Raw genomic sequence first — 13,530 nt, 5'->3', positions numbered from 1 at the left:
AAGCAGTTTCCCTGCTGATTGCTTGGGCCGGACGCCCTTACCGGCTCTCAACTTATCCGTTGTTCTGTTTGTTTCAACTAAAAAAGAAAAAAATACCTATGAACACAGTGGACAAATCAAACCGGCCGGCGCCTGTTTATGTCGTTTCCGGAGGAAAAGGACTGGCCGGGAACAACATGGTTCAATCGTTACTCATCCAGTATCCGGATAATCAGGTCCCGGTAATTATTGTGCCGGATATCCTCGATGAAAAAAAGCTGGAAGCCGTTATTTTGCAGGCTAAAAAAGACGGCGGACTGATCACCCACACCATGGTGAACCCGGTTTTAAGAAAACGTTTGATCGAATTGGCAGCTAATCACGGTGTTCAGCAGATTGATTTCATGGGGCAGTTTGCCGATTATCTGGATAAAACATTGGGAATCCCTTCGTTACAGTATCCCGGGCTCTACCGGGAGCTGAACCACCAGTATTTCGACCGGATTGACGCTATGGAATTTACCCTGGAGCATGACGACGGGTTGAGCATGCAGCGTTTGACCGACGCAGAGATCGTGCTTTGCGGAGTGTCCCGTACCGGGAAAACACCGCTCAGCGTTTACCTGGCCCTCTACGGTTGGAAGGTGGCAAACGTTCCGTTGGTACCCGGAATCGATCCGCCGGATGAACTGTTCAAAATTGACCCGCAACGAGTGTTTGGCCTGCAAATTGGCGTCCCCCAACTGATTGCCCACCGGATCAAACGCTTACGATCGTTCAATAACCTGGATAACCATGCCTATGTGGATGAAAGGCAGATCAAGGAGGAAATCCGGTATGCGAACCTGATTTTTGCACGGGGAAAGTTTACCCTGATCAACGTAACCAATAAACCGGTTGAATCGTCGGCAAACGAGATCATTAACACGATGACATCCCGGTTTCAATACGGGGGAAGACGCATCAAATCCCCATTCCTGGAGCCCGGCGAACCGAACGATTCGAATGCTTCATCAGGAAAGAGTGAAGAAGAGGAGCTTGATTTATTCTGAATTTTATAATGAATCTAAATAATGGAGTTTGGCTTATATTTCAGGATATGGATTGATATATTCCGTTGATTATGAGTTGTAAAATCTCCCGAATGTATTGTTGTATGTTTTTTTTGTAAAGGTGCAAATTCTTAAAATAGCTTTACAACATGTTCTCTGCCTGGGTAGGACTACTGATTAGTTTCAGCAAACAAGGCAAAATTAATTTTAATTTTTAATTTTGTTTTTTCTGAGATTTCCAGAAAGGATCAAAAATTGAAGCTGTCAAGTTGTACCTTTCGTTAATCGGAATAATTCAGATTTTTAAATAATATAAATTTAAACCAACTTTCTTAATTAACTTCATTATGCAAGACAGTAAAAGTAAACAATCTTACGCATTGCCAATTCTCATGATGATCTTACTCTTTGGTATGATCTCGTTTGTAACAAATTTGGCAGCTCCAATGGGCATCGTGTTAAAAAATCAATTCAATGTTTCCAACAGTTTAGGAATGCTGGGGAACCTGGCAAACTTTATCGCTTATGCCGTGATGGGTATTCCGGGAGGTATTTTGCTTCAACGAGTTGGATACAAAAAAACAGCGCTCATCGCTATCGCAGTTGGGTTTGTAGGTGTTGGTATTCAGTACCTTTCAGGACATGTTGGAAGTTTTTCGGTATATCTGTTAGGTGCATTCATTGCCGGTTTTTCGATGTGTTTGTTAAACATCGTCGTAAACCCCATGTTGAATACCCTTGGTGGAGAAGGAAACAAGGGAAACCAGTTAATCCAGGTAGGGGGGTCATTCAATTCTGTTATGGCCACATTTACCCCGGTATTTGTAGGTATCCTCATTGGTGAAGCAACAAAAGCCAGTATTACCGATGTTTTTCCTATCATGTACATCGCGATGGGTATTTTTGCCCTTGTATTCTTCATTCTTCGGTTAACCCGCATTCCTGAACCACACGCTGACCAACCCCAGGAACCACTGGGTGGCTTGATGTCCGGTGCATTGAAATTCCGTCACTTCGTTTTTGGGGCGATCGGTATCTTTGTGTATGTAGGAGTAGAAGTTGGGACACCTGGGATTGCAAACCTGTACATGACAACGCCAACGGCAACCCAGGCGGAAACAATTATAGCGGAGTATGAAAAGCAGAAAGCCGACGCTTCGTACCTGGAAGAAATGACCGCACTTGACCAACAAAATGCCGGTGTTGAGGGATATCGCGTGAAAGTGGTAAGCGAGATGGCTTATGATAGTTCAAAACGGATTACTGAAGGCCGGGATACCCCCGGGCTCGGGATTGGAGCCGGAATTGCCGGAGGTATTGTAGGTTTTTACTGGCTGCTTATGTTGGTTGGCCGTTTGACGGGCGCCGCCATCGGGAGCACGGTTTCGAGTAGAAAGATGTTGGGTTTTACCTCTTTTGCCGGTATGTTTTTAGTGGCATTAGCTATTTTCTGGTCAGAAACCACGCTCATCTCTATGCCTGCTTTCCAATCGGGAACTGCTGGTCTAAGCTTTGGACTTGTTCCGGTACCCATTAAGTTTATGTTCCTTGCGTTGGTAGGACTTTGCACCTCAATTATGTGGGGAGCCATTTTCAACCTGGCTGTTGAAGGACTTGGTAAATACCTGGCTGCTGCTTCCGGAATCTTTATGGTGCTTGTATGTGGTGGAGGGATTCTTCCCGCCATTCAGGGATGGATGGCTGATGTTCTCAATTATGAAATGAGTTACTGGTTGGTTGTCGCTTGTTTCGGTTACTTGTTCTTCTATGCCGTTATCGGCAGTAAGAATGTGAATAAAGATGTGCCGGTTGTATAAAAGCCGTTATTGATATAATCATTTCACTAGTGTCCCATTAAAATCGGGACGTATTAATAATTAAACAAATTTGGCTCATTAAGGCTAAAACGTTCTTTGTCATTTTGAAATTTAGTTCTATCAAATAGGTCTCGAAGATTAGTTTTATCTGTTAAAGATATGCTCAATCTGCAAGACCTCATATGTGCTTCTATCAAGTTGCATGTCCTTTTGGACGATTGCCACCAAGCAGTAAGTGCACATGGCAGCGTAGATTTGAATCCGAACAGCATTTTCAGTAGTACCCCAAAACTTTTTGATTTTCAGATGTTGCTTTAACCATTTGAAGAACAGCTCGACTTGCCAGCGGTTCTTGTAAAGTTCAGCAACCTGCAATGCAGAAATGTGCATTGCATTGGTCAAGAATACAAGCTCACGCTTTTGTTCTTCATCCCAATATCTGACCAATCTAAGATGCTCTGGATAGTATTGCTTAGGATAAAACCCAGTCAATTCAATTGTTACATCTGAAAGCACGTTCTTGGGCAATCTTCGTTTCCATTTGATCATCTTGCATTGTAGATTCTTTTTGGCTCTTAAAACATAGAAAGCTCCTATTTGATGAATCTTATACAACATCTTGAAGTGATTATATGCACGGTCAAATATGTAATATGAGCCTGATTCATAAGGGATCTCTTTCATGGCAGTAGAGTCGTGAACAGATGCTTCAGTGATATGGAAAAATGCAGGTATCTGTGTCTCCACATCGTATAATGCATGTACTTTGATTCCACCTTTTTTCTTACGGAACTTCGCCCACCAGAATACCGAAAGGCATAAGTCAATTGTCGTTGAATCAAAAGCATAGACATTGCCTTCAAGCTTGAAGATGTCAGCAACGCGTTTCTGCCTGGCTTCGTTTACCAGATAGTAAGCATACTCTTCAAAGATGTGATAGTCCCTGTCTTGATTGGCTCTGGCCAGTGATGATTTTGAAATGTTCTTGCCCAATCCCAAATGATAAGATTTGGAGTGATGAGCATCAAGTGCGACGATCAAATCTCTAAGACTTTCACGATTTGACAATTGCCCGAACATCAGAGATAGCAATTGATTCCAACAAGTGAAATGCTTCACGTATTTGTCGCCATTGTATTTGGCAACAATACGATTGAATTTGCTTCGATTCAGAAACGAGACCAGTTGAGCGAAAACGTATTTGTCTTGATACATATGCAATCAGAATAATCTGATGCAAAACTAAAAATTCAAGTCCGTTCGCTCGAAAAATGGATACAACTAACTAAATTTCAAATACATCAAAGAACTTTTTTAGTTTTTAATGGGACGGTAATGTAATCATTTAAAAAAAGTGAAATATATTATGAAAGAAGTAGCAATAGGCGTTGATATTGGCGGAACAAATACGGCCATTGGCGTAGTTGATCAGGAAGGACATGTGATGGTGAAAGATTCCATTTCAACCCCGTCGCACGGAGATATAGGACGTTATATTTCTGATTTGACTGCTGCCATTAAAGAATTGATCCAATCCGTTAAGTTGTTAAACCAGGATCTGGAAGTGTTGGGTATCGGTATCGGGGCACCTAACGGGAACTATTACAACGGAACGATTGAATACGCGCCTAACCTGTCGTTTAAAGGCGTATTGCCTTTTGTGGACTTGCTGAGAGTCAATTTCCCGGAGTTGCGGGCGCTGGCTTTAACCAACGATGCCAATGCCGCTGCAATTGGTGAAATGATTTACGGCGGCGCCAAACACATGAAAAACTTCGTCATGTATACCCTGGGAACAGGTGTTGGAAGCGGACTTGTTGTAAACGGAGACCTGGTGTACGGCCACGACGGTTTTGCCGGCGAATGTGGGCATACGACCCTGATCCCTGGCGGACGTCTTTGCGGTTGCACCGCCAAAGGCCACCTCGAAGCGTATTGTTCGGCTCCGGGCATGAAACGGACGGCCTTTGAAATTATGGCCCGCGACAATGCCGGTGATAGCCTGCTGGCTGAAAAATCGTTCAAGGAACTCGATTCAAAAGCGATTTACGATGCCGCTGTTAAAGGCGACAAGGTTGCGCTCGAAGTGTTTGAACAAACAGGTAAGTGGTTGGGGCAGGGGCTGGCTGATACGGTTCATCACCTGAGCCCGGAAGCGATCTTCCTGTTTGGAGGACCGACCGCAGCCGGCGACTTGATTTTCAAACCAACAAAAGAAAGTATGGAAGCTCACCTGCTGCCCATCTTTAAAAATAAGATTAAGATCCTTCCTTCGGAACTGAAGCCCGGCGATGCTGCTATTGTAGGCGCCAGTGCGTTGGTTTGGAAAGAAATTGAAAAATAATCCGGGTCTTCGGATCGGTGAACGGGAGTTTCTGCAAAGAGGCTCCCGTTTTTTCCTGCTGTTTATCTTAGCCGCGGCGCCGAAATGGGGCTGGGCGGAAGGTGTGAATGGAAGCAATTACCTTTGAACCGGTCAGTTGTTGTTTACTCCGCAGGTAAATTAAACCAATGAAGGAAAAGCTGAGGGTTAGCAACAACAGAAAATGGAAGGTAATGTCCAGATAAGCCTGCAACAGAAAAGCCATTGCCGTGAATAGGGTCGTATAGTAAACCAGGAAACAGCTCGCCTGAATATGGCTTAAGCCGCTTTTAATCAACAAGTGATGGAAATGATTTTTGTCGGGAGTAAAAGGCGATTGTTTGTGCCAAAGACGGATGGTAAACACACGCAGGGTATCCGAAACGGGGACAATCATCAAACTTAAGGCGATAACAGGGGCTTGCTTCATGTAAAACGGACTGAGCAAATCCTGATTCAGTTCATTGAATTTGATGATCATCGCGGCCAAAAAAGTGCCCAGAATGAGCGATCCGGTATCACCCATAAACAGCTTATTTTTCTTCCCCCATAAGTTGAACCGCAAAAAAGCAAGTAAACTGCCGCTTAGGGCCGTACAGGCCATGCCATAAGCCATGTAGCCTCCAAGCAAAAACCAGGCGCCCAGGGCAATTGCTACCAGTAGGCTGATCCCGGCTGCCAATCCGTCAATGCCGTCAATCAGGTTGATCGCGTTAATTAAAAACAGGATAAAGGCAACTGACAAGGCAGCGCTGAACAAATAAGGCAGGTCGAATTGAAATGCCAGTCCATGAAATTGACTGATCCGGAAACCTCCTGCAAAAACCAGAATGGCCGCTGCAATGAACTGGGCCAGTAATTTTTTGCGGGGACTAACTAGCAGGATATCATCTTTCATGCCGACAAACAACATCAGAATGAGCGCAGCAAATAAGCTGCGGAAGGTCGGATTAAGGTGATTAACCGGCAAAAAAATCAGCGTGGTCAGGCTTAATCCGATAAAAATGCCTATCCCTCCCAATACAGGAACTTCCGAAATGTTCAGCTTTCGGGAATTGGGCGTATCCATCAGGTTGCGGGCATTCGAAATGCGTACAATAGGCGGAATAACCAGGTAGGTTAAGAGAAAGCTGACGAGCAGGTTCAGGATGACATTAAAATACATGTAGGCTTTTTTTGTTAAAGAAAATGAAAAATTTCGGGAGACTGATCTTTTTGCCGGGTTCAGTTATTAACATTTTCCGGTTAAATCCGTCTGAACGATTTAAACAGGTTTAATAACAGCTCGCAGAAGATATACGTTTCAACCTTGGGAATACTCCGAAAGTCTTTTTAACACAAAGCCACAAAGGCATTTGGAAAAAGTGACCAGTAACCAGTGACCAGTACCAATGATTTTAGTAACGTTTTCGTATTGAATTTATATTTGGTAACCTTTCGGACTTAAGCTCCAGGGACATAAATCAGCCTGGCATAAACGAAAAAGCCCCGCCAAATGGCAGGGCTTCTATGTTTATTTCGACCTTTCTGGTGTGATATTTATTTCACCTTGTCAACGATTGCTTTGAACGCAACCGGTTGATAAACGGCTAAATCAGCTAATACCTTACGGTTAATTTCGATACTGTTTTTCTTCAGTAGGCCGATTAACTGAGAATAGCTCATCCCTTCCATACGGGCAGCAGCGTTGATACGCTGAATCCAAAGGGCACGGAAGTTTCTTTTTTTGGCTTTCCGGTCGCGGTATGCATACTGTAACCCTTTTTCATAGGTGTTTTTTGCAACCGTCCAGACATTTCTGCGGGCACCCCAATTACCTTTGGTTTGCTTGAGGATTTTTTTTCTGCGAGCCCGAGATGCTACATGATTTACTGATCTTGGCATAATTTTAATTTTTAAGTGGTTAGCGTCCGGCACTGCCGGATCTTTTGGCTAATTCACTTCGTTTTAACTCTGATTTTTAACTCTTCGAAAAGGATTATTTCATGGAAAGCAACAGCTTAACATTATTTTCGTCCGCTTTGTTTACCAACCCGATGTGGGTCAGGTTCCGTTTGCGTTTGGTGCTTTTTTTGGTCAAAATGTGACTTTTAAAAGCATGCTTCCTTTTCAGTTTACCGGTGCCGGTTAGTTTAAACCGTTTTTTTGCCCCGGAATTCGTCTTCATTTTTGGCATCTTTCCTAATTTTAATTATCAAAGAAATTACTTCTTCTTTTTAGGTGAAATAAACATGGTCATTCTTTTTCCTTCGAGTTGCGGCAGTTGCTCCACTTTACCGTAATCTTCCAGCGCGGTGGCAAATTTCAGCAACAGAATTTCGCCTTGTTCTTTGAAAAGGATGGAACGTCCTTTAAAAAATACATAGGCTTTTACTTTTGCCCCTTCGGTGAGAAATTTCTCGGCATGTCGCAGCTTAAACTGAAAGTCGTGTTCATCAGTATTGGGTCCAAAACGAATTTCCTTGACGACGACTTTCACCGCCTTGGCTTTCATTTCTTTCTGTTTCTTTTTTTGCTGATAAAGAAACTTCTGATAATCCGTAATTTTACAAACAGGAGGATCGGCATTGGGGGAAATTTCTACCAGGTCCAATCCAAGTTCTTCGGCCATCGCCAAAGCTTCTTTTAATGAGTATACCCCCTGGTTTTCAATGTTTTCACCAACAACGCGAACCTGATGAGATCTGATTCTCTCATTTATCCTGTGCTGAGGTGCTGTTTCTACACGTGTCCCTCCGCGATATGGTCTTTTTACAGCGATAAGAAAACCTCCTATTCTTTTTAGTTATAAAATACTGATAATTGTTCTTTTACCTCCTTGTTCAGGAAAACTGCGAATTCCTCCATGGTCATGCTTCCTTTATCTCCGTCGCCTTGCTTACGTACGGATACCTGACCGTTTTCTGCCTCTTTTTCCCCGACAATCAATAAATACGGGATACGTTTCAGCTCGTTATCCCGGATTTTACGACCGATTTTTTCATTGCGGTCGTCAATTGAGCTGCGAATATCGTAATTATTTAGAAAATTTGAAACTTTTTCAGCATAATCGTTATGTTTTTCGCTAATCGGGAGCACCACCACCTGCTCCGGGCTCAGCCAAAGCGGGAATTTTCCTGCTGTATGTTCAATCAACACTGCCACAAAGCGTTCCATCGATCCGAACGGAGCCCGGTGGATCATTACCGGACGATGACGTTTATCGTCGGTTCCGATGTATTCCAGCTCAAAGCGTTCGGGCAGGTTATAATCTACCTGGATGGTGCCCAACTGCCAGCTGCGGCCCAAGGCGTCTTTGATCATGAAATCGAGCTTTGGCCCGTAAAAAGCAGCTTCGCCCAACTCGGTCACGGTTTTTAACCCTTTTTCGGCGGCAGCTTCAATGATGGCTTGTTCGGCTTTGTCCCAATTTTCGGGCGAACCAATGTACTTCTCAGGCTTATTGGGATCGCGCAATGAAATCTGGGCCGTATAGTCTTCAAAATTCAGGGCTTTAAAAATGATGAAGATAATATCGATGACTTTTTTAAATTCATCTTTCAGCTGGTCGGGCCGGCAATAAATGTGAGCATCATCCTGAGTGAAGCCCCGTACGCGGGTCAGTCCGTGCAACTCGCCGCTTTGTTCGTAGCGGTACACAGTTCCAAATTCGGCCATGCGTACCGGCAGATCCTTGTATGAGCGGGGTTTAAATTTATACAATTCGCAATGGTGAGGGCAGTTCATGGGTTTCAGCATGTATTCTTCGCCCTCGACCGGTGTTTTGATGACCTGGAATGAGTCTGCGCCGTATTTTTGGAAATGGCCTGAAGTTTTGTACAGGTTGACATCGCCGATATGCGGGGTAATTACCTGTTCGTAGCCGAATTTTTTCTGAACTTTTTTCAGAAAATCTTCCAGTTGCATCCGCAGCATAGCTCCTTTGGGCAACCACAACGGTAGTCCTTGTCCTACTTTCTGGGAGAAGGTGAACAGTTCCATTTCTTTGCCAATCTTGCGATGATCCCGTTTTTTTGCTTCTTCGAGCAAAAGCAGGTAGTCATCCAGCAGCTTTTGTTTCGGAAAACTTACCCCGTACACCCGGGTCAGCATTTTATTTTTTTCATTGCCGCGCCAGTATGCCCCGGCAATCGAAGTTAGTTTGATGGCTTTGATGTAGGAGGTATTTGGCAGATGAGGGCCCCGGCACAAGTCGGTAAAATTTCCCTGATGGTACAGGGTGATGGTTCCGTCCTCCAGTTCGCTGATCAGTTCTTGTTTCAGCTCATCGTTTTTTGCTGTAAACATGGACATCGCTTCCGCTTTGGTAATGTTCTGACGAACGATTTCACTTTTTGAGCGGGCCAGGTCCATGATTTTCTTTTCAATTTCCGCCAGGTCTTTTTCTGTTAGTTGTTTCCCGTCGGGGAGATCAATATCGTAATAAAATCCGGTATCGACAGTTGGCCCGATCCCAAACTTTGTGCCAGGATAGAAAAATTCAATGGCTTCGGCCATCAGGTGGGCAGATGAATGCCAGAACGTTTCTTTTCCTTCCCGGTCGTCCCACGTGAACAGCTTAATACGGGCGTCGGTTGTCAGTGGCCGGTTTAAATCCCGGACTTCACCATCTACTGAAATGGCTAAAACATCTTTAGCCAGTCGGCTGCTGATCGCATGGGCAATGTCGAGACCGGTGATCCCGCTCTCAAATTCCCGGATACTATTGTCAGGTAGTGTTATTTTAATCATCTGTCTAATATTGTGAATCTTATTTTCAGGCTGCAAAGATAATTATTATTAACTGACAGCATTCCAACCGACCGTATTTTTTCTGTGCGCTTGAAATAAGAAAAGACGCCTGTTTAGCGCCTTTTCGTGATCGTGGTGAATATTCGTTTTATTTTTCATCCGCTAACGGAAGCCGAAGCTTAAACCGGCGTTGTAGGAGGTATATTCGGAAAAATTTACCGACCCGAATAAGCTGAAAAAGGCTAGTTTTAAGCGAAAGCCGGCATCAGCTGCAAGACTTGAATTTTTGAATTTTAAGGCGATTGGGTGGTCTTCTTCCGCGTACTCGGGTATACCCAGGTTGTTGATGGTAAATACCGGATATTTGCCAAGTAAATCGATGGTTGATTTGCTGGTGTTATGTGAAACACCTGCGAAAAAAGTGAGAACGGCCACTTTTTTTGAAAGGATTAAACCGTATTTCATGGCTTTGGTTTTTACATCTGCTCGCTGGTTTTCGTCGGGAACGTAGCCAATGGGGTTGGGAAGTCCGTAATTTTCGTACGAGAATGTCAGTCCCGATTCGCCGTCAATTTGGGTGTAGCCGGCAAATACGGAAGCGTCAAAGGGCAGGTGTTTCACCACGGGAATCCATTCCTTGAAATTGTGTTTCAGGCCAACGCCAACCAGCCCGATTTTGGCCCGGTCGTCGTCCACATCAAATTTGATGGTGGGGACATAACGGCCAATCAGTTCGGTATGGGGTAAAATACCAACGCCTAACTGGATCATCGGGATGGGCACCAGATCGAGTTCCGATCCGCCCGGAGTCTTGAAAGACGAGATTTTCGTGTCGTTTGAATAAATATCCAATTGTGTTCCCCCTTTTTCATTTCCGGCGGCGGTAGCGGCTATGTTGCTGTAACCGGTGGCCACCCGGGCATTTGTCAGATTAAGCGAGTTGACATCAAATGTTTGGTCCGATTTTGGAATTTGTACGGCGCTTATGGTAAAAGCGAGGTCGAAGCCTAAAATTTTATGGGTTTCGGCGGTATTGTACCACGAATTGTTTAAGCCGATTCCCAGCGCATTAGCGTACGGATTGACATAGGCTTCGATTAATTTACCGGCATCATCCTTTCCAAATTTCAGCCAATCAGCTACATCTGATTGGCTGATGCCAGGTGTTGCAAGTGACAGACAAATGAATACAAATAACAATCTTTTTTTCATAGAGCAATTTATTTTGAGGTTCGATATCATATTTTCGGAATAAATACAAAAACCTTCCGGTGATGAAGGTTGGTAAACAGAACCGTTATCTATCCGGTGTAATTTTATAAAATAACGGACAATTTAATTTTTTATTTAGAAAAAAATTTAAAGTTTTGGATGTTCAAAATAAATATCACGATTATGCGTAAGCTTATTTTTGTCTTAATTCTGTTTTTTGGGTTTGGTTACCCGCTTCTTGCCCAAAATAAAATCAGCCTCGAAGATATTCAGGTGTACGGGACTTTTTATGAAAAAAAGGTTGCCGGGCTTCGGTCGATGAACAGCGGGTTATATTATACCGTCCTGGAAGATGGGAATAAGATTGTCAGGTACAGCTATAAAACCGGGGAGAAAGTTTCGGTTGAGTTTGATTTGTCAACCATAAAAGATGCAGCTATCCGGAGTTTCACAGCCTACGAATACAGCGATGACGAAACAAAATTGCTGCTCACGACGAAACCGGAAAAAATTTATCGTCATTCATCGTCGGCCGAGTATTATGTGTGGAACTCGGTAACCGGCGAATTAACCGGTTTATCGGCCAAGGGGAGGCAACAAGAGGCTACGTTTTCTCCCGACGGAGAGCGCGTGGCTTTTGTACGCGATAACAACCTGTTTGTGAAAAGCCTGAAATTCGGGACCGAGAGCCAGGTAACCTACAACGGCAAAAAGAATGAAGTGATCAACGGTCTTCCGGATTGGGTGTACGAAGAAGAATTTGCTTTCAGTAAAGCTTTTGCCTGGTCGCCCGATTCAAAGTTTCTGGCATTTATTCGCTTCGATGAACGGGAGGTTCGGGATTTTTCGATGACCATGTACCAGGGAGCAAACCCGAATATGCCTGAAAACGCCTTATATCCTTCGGCCGATACCTTTAAATATCCGAAAGCGGGAGAGAAAAACTCGCTGGTGAGCGTTCACGTTTACGATTTGAAATCAAAAACAACGGTTGAAGTAGATACGGGGTCCGAAACAGACATTTATATTCCCCGGATCAAATGGACAGCCGACGCTGAAGGATTAGCCGTCATGCGGTTGAACCGGCGCCAGAATGTGCTTGATGTGCTGCTGGCTAACCCGTATACCGGCGACAGCCGTTCCTTTTTTACCGAAAAAAACAACCGGTTTGTCGCCGAAGAATTTCTGGACGATTTTATCTTTTTACCCGACAATGATTACTTTGTGGTAAACAGCGAGCGAAACGGTTTTTCGCACCTGTATTTGTACGACCGGCAAGGTTTTCTGGTTAAACAGTTAACAAGCGGCGAATACGATGTGACTGATTTTTACGGCTACGATAAAAAACGAAAAATCTTTTATTACCAGGCAGCCAAAGAATCTCCCTTGCGGCGCGAAGTTTATTTTGTAAGTCTCGACGGGAAAAAGCAAGGTAAATTATCGCCAACCCCGGGGACCAATAAGGCGGAGTTTAGCAGTGGCTTTAATTATTTCATCAATTCGCATTCGACGGCTGAAAACCCACTGAAAGTGACTTTGCACGACAACACCGGTAAGTTGCTGCGTGTGCTGGAAGACAATAGAACCCTGAAAGAAAAACTCGGCGGATATGCCATCGCGAAAAAAGAATTCTTTGATTTTAAAACATCAGGGGGCGTTTCGTTGAACGGGTGGATGATCAAACCGCTGGATTTTGATCCGTCAAAAAAGTACCCGGTGGTGATGACCCAATACAGCGGTCCGAATTCGCAGGAAGTGCTGGATGAATGGTCTGTCGGTTGGAATCATTACCTGGCGCAGGAAGGATTTATCGTCGCTTGCGTCGATCCGCGCGGGACCGGGGCGAGAGGAGAGGAGTTCCGAAAAGTGACCTATCTGCAGTTAGGAAAGTATGAGTCGGACGATCAGATTGAAGCGGCAAAATACCTGGGCTCGCTTTCTTATGTCGATAAAAACAACATCGCCATCTGGGGATGGAGTTTCGGCGGTTTTATGACCTTGTTAAGCATGGAAAAAGGAGGCGATTTGTTTAAAGCCGGTATTGCTGTTGCACCGGTAACCCACCACAAATTTTACGATACGGTTTACACCGAACGTTATATGCGTACCCCGCGCGAGAATCCGGATGGTTACGCGGAAAATTCGCCCATGACCAACCCGGCGGGTATTACCGGACGTTTACTGATTGTTCATGGTTCGGCTGATGATAATGTTCACTTACAGCACACTATGGAGTTTACAGAAAGCCTGGTCCAGGCCGGGGTACAGTTTGATATGGCAATTTATACCAACCGGAATCACAATATCCGGGGCGGAAATACCCGCCTGCACTTGTACCGGAAAATGACTGATTTTCTGAAATCTCAGTTGAAATAAT

At 44.3% G+C, this 13,530-nt stretch carries 11 protein-coding genes; 4 read left to right on the top strand and 7 right to left on the bottom strand.

Annotated features, from left to right (window positions below):
* Positions 1 to 98 precede the first annotated feature (98 nt).
* Complete coding sequence (locus ACOIT5_RS19455) at positions 99 to 1,031, top strand: pyruvate, water dikinase regulatory protein (protein ID WP_423127835.1); 933 nt, start codon at positions 99 to 101, stop codon at positions 1,029 to 1,031.
* Positions 1,032 to 1,378: 347 nt separating this feature from the next.
* Complete coding sequence (locus ACOIT5_RS19450; protein WP_423127834.1) at positions 1,379 to 2,848, top strand: MFS transporter; 1,470 nt, start codon at positions 1,379 to 1,381, stop codon at positions 2,846 to 2,848.
* 144 nt (positions 2,849 to 2,992) lie between these two features.
* Here the strand turns inward: ACOIT5_RS19450 and ACOIT5_RS19445 are convergent, their stop codons facing one another.
* Entirely contained in the window at positions 2,993 to 4,063 is a 1,071-nt protein-coding gene (locus tag ACOIT5_RS19445) for an IS4 family transposase (RefSeq protein ID WP_423126649.1), read from the bottom strand.
* A 151-nt stretch (positions 4,064 to 4,214) separates the two neighbouring features.
* Here ACOIT5_RS19445 and ACOIT5_RS19440 point away from each other — a divergent pair, with 151 nt between their 5' ends.
* Positions 4,215 to 5,192 (top strand): ROK family protein, encoded by a 978-nt coding sequence (locus tag ACOIT5_RS19440; protein WP_423127833.1) that lies wholly within the window; start codon positions 4,215 to 4,217, stop codon positions 5,190 to 5,192.
* A gap of 67 nt (positions 5,193 to 5,259) precedes the next feature.
* Here the strand turns inward: ACOIT5_RS19440 and ACOIT5_RS19435 are convergent, their stop codons facing one another.
* The 6 genes from ACOIT5_RS19435 to ACOIT5_RS19410 all read right to left on the bottom strand — a co-directional run bounded on the left by ACOIT5_RS19435 (position 5,260) and on the right by ACOIT5_RS19410 (position 11,153).
* Positions 5,260 to 6,375 carry a glycosyltransferase family 4 protein gene (locus ACOIT5_RS19435; protein ID WP_423127832.1) on the bottom strand — a complete coding sequence of 372 codons (1,116 nt, stop codon included), beginning with the start codon at positions 6,373 to 6,375 and terminating at the stop codon, positions 5,260 to 5,262.
* A 374-nt stretch (positions 6,376 to 6,749) separates the two neighbouring features.
* Positions 6,750 to 7,127 carry a 50S ribosomal protein L20 gene (gene rplT, locus ACOIT5_RS19430; protein ID WP_432205911.1) on the bottom strand — a complete coding sequence of 126 codons (378 nt, stop codon included), beginning with the start codon at positions 7,125 to 7,127 and terminating at the stop codon, positions 6,750 to 6,752.
* Between the two features lie 61 nt (positions 7,128 to 7,188).
* Positions 7,189 to 7,386 (bottom strand): 50S ribosomal protein L35, encoded by a 198-nt coding sequence (gene rpmI, locus ACOIT5_RS19425; RefSeq protein WP_423127831.1) that lies wholly within the window; start codon positions 7,384 to 7,386, stop codon positions 7,189 to 7,191.
* 27 nt (positions 7,387 to 7,413) lie between these two features.
* Positions 7,414 to 7,911 carry a translation initiation factor IF-3 gene (infC, locus tag ACOIT5_RS19420; protein ID WP_423130631.1) on the bottom strand — a complete coding sequence of 166 codons (498 nt, stop codon included), beginning with the start codon at positions 7,909 to 7,911 and terminating at the stop codon, positions 7,414 to 7,416.
* A gap of 80 nt (positions 7,912 to 7,991) precedes the next feature.
* Positions 7,992 to 9,941, bottom strand: a complete 1,950-nt coding sequence (gene thrS, locus ACOIT5_RS19415; protein WP_423127830.1) for a threonine--tRNA ligase — start codon at positions 9,939 to 9,941, stop codon at positions 7,992 to 7,994.
* A gap of 162 nt (positions 9,942 to 10,103) precedes the next feature.
* Complete coding sequence (locus ACOIT5_RS19410) at positions 10,104 to 11,153, bottom strand: DUF6588 family protein (RefSeq protein WP_423127829.1); 1,050 nt, start codon at positions 11,151 to 11,153, stop codon at positions 10,104 to 10,106.
* Positions 11,154 to 11,336: 183 nt separating this feature from the next.
* Between ACOIT5_RS19410 and ACOIT5_RS19405 the strand changes: the two genes are divergently transcribed.
* Positions 11,337 to 13,529 (top strand): S9 family peptidase, encoded by a 2,193-nt coding sequence (locus tag ACOIT5_RS19405; protein WP_423127828.1) that lies wholly within the window; start codon positions 11,337 to 11,339, stop codon positions 13,527 to 13,529.
* Position 13,530: the final 1 nt, after the last annotated feature.

Source organism: Gaoshiqia hydrogeniformans, from assembly GCF_049347105.1.
In the GTDB taxonomy this organism is placed as follows: domain Bacteria; phylum Bacteroidota; class Bacteroidia; order Bacteroidales; family Prolixibacteraceae; genus Gaoshiqia; species Gaoshiqia hydrogeniformans.
The sequence above is the reverse complement of the archived record's forward strand: the minus strand, read 5'-3'. Positions and strand labels throughout refer to the sequence as shown.

Coding starts and splice junctions, on each gene's coding strand:
- ACOIT5_RS19435 (WP_423127832.1), bottom strand. CDS start 6,375: ATGTATTTTAATGTCATCCTGAACCTGCTCGTCAGCTTTCTCTTAACC.
- ACOIT5_RS19440 (WP_423127833.1), top strand. CDS start 4,215: ATGAAAGAAGTAGCAATAGGCGTTGATATTGGCGGAACAAATACGGCC.
- ACOIT5_RS19445 (WP_423126649.1), bottom strand. CDS start 4,063: ATGTATCAAGACAAATACGTTTTCGCTCAACTGGTCTCGTTTCTGAAT.
- thrS (WP_423127830.1), bottom strand. CDS start 9,941: ATGATTAAAATAACACTACCTGACAATAGTATCCGGGAATTTGAGAGC.
- rpmI (WP_423127831.1), bottom strand. CDS start 7,386: ATGCCAAAAATGAAGACGAATTCCGGGGCAAAAAAACGGTTTAAACTA.
- ACOIT5_RS19450 (WP_423127834.1), top strand. CDS start 1,379: ATGCAAGACAGTAAAAGTAAACAATCTTACGCATTGCCAATTCTCATG.
- ACOIT5_RS19405 (WP_423127828.1), top strand. CDS start 11,337: ATGCGTAAGCTTATTTTTGTCTTAATTCTGTTTTTTGGGTTTGGTTAC.
- ACOIT5_RS19410 (WP_423127829.1), bottom strand. CDS start 11,153: ATGAAAAAAAGATTGTTATTTGTATTCATTTGTCTGTCACTTGCAACA.
- ACOIT5_RS19455 (WP_423127835.1), top strand. CDS start 99: ATGAACACAGTGGACAAATCAAACCGGCCGGCGCCTGTTTATGTCGTT.